Here is an 893-nt window from a genome sequence, read left to right on the forward strand (position 1 = left end):
TATTGAAGCGAAGTTCACGACAGGTAAAGCACTGGTGTTTGGTCGAGGGGTAGAGAAGAACATCCCGAAAGGCCATCAACTCATCGAGACGGCGGCCGAAGAAGGTTGCGTTGCTGCGATGCTTTACATGGGAGAGTGGCAGCTCTCGCCTGAAAATACTTCAGGCCATAAAGCCGATGCGCTTTACTGGTTTATGAAAGCGGCAGAAAAAGACAGTGCAGAAGGCAAAATTCAAGTCGGCTTGTGTTATCTAAACGGCATTGGCGCAGACAAGAGCATGGTGAAAGGTTGCTATTGGCTGGAACGTGCTGCTGAGGGCGGCAGCGCAGAAGCGATGTACCATGCAGGCGAAGCATGGAAAGACAGAGGCAAAACAGGCAATGCGATTGCGTATGTTTGGTTGTTTCTTTCTGCCAATATGGGTTATCAACCAGCTCGCGTCCTTCGTGATGAAGTCGCGGCGAACATCGGTGTGGATGTGGTGGTTGGACTTCAATCCATTGCGAAGCCTCTGCAAAGAAAGCTCGCATCTGGCATGGTGAAAAAGCACTCGATCATTCGTGCGCTGAACAAGGTGTACAAACGTGACGTATATTTCCCTGGCGAAGAAGAGCTTAACGAAGTGTTAAGTGACGAGCACAAATCTGGGGCGAATACGTGGGAAGAGACGACGGAGCTGAACTTCGAACCGGATATGACAACGGTCACAACAGAAGATCAATCAGCGAAACCACCTGAGCAGAAAACGCCTTCCAAAGATGTGCTCGATTTTACGCAGAATTTTTTACAACCTTAATCTTCGAAGAGCCTCAGTAATGAGGCTTTTTTATTGCCTGATAACAGCTACTGGCAAGCGCCTCTAGGCGATGCCACCCTCTCTCTTCCCATCCCTG

General features: G+C 49.5%; 1 protein-coding gene. It reads left to right on the forward strand.

What is annotated here, in order from left to right:
* Nucleotides 1-796: hypothetical protein (locus R7O13_RS25205; RefSeq protein ID WP_318074279.1), on the forward strand; the 796-nt coding region annotated here is incomplete at its 5' end.
* Nucleotides 797-893 lie beyond the last annotated feature (97 nt).

Source organism: Vibrio sp. Y176, from assembly GCF_033438945.1.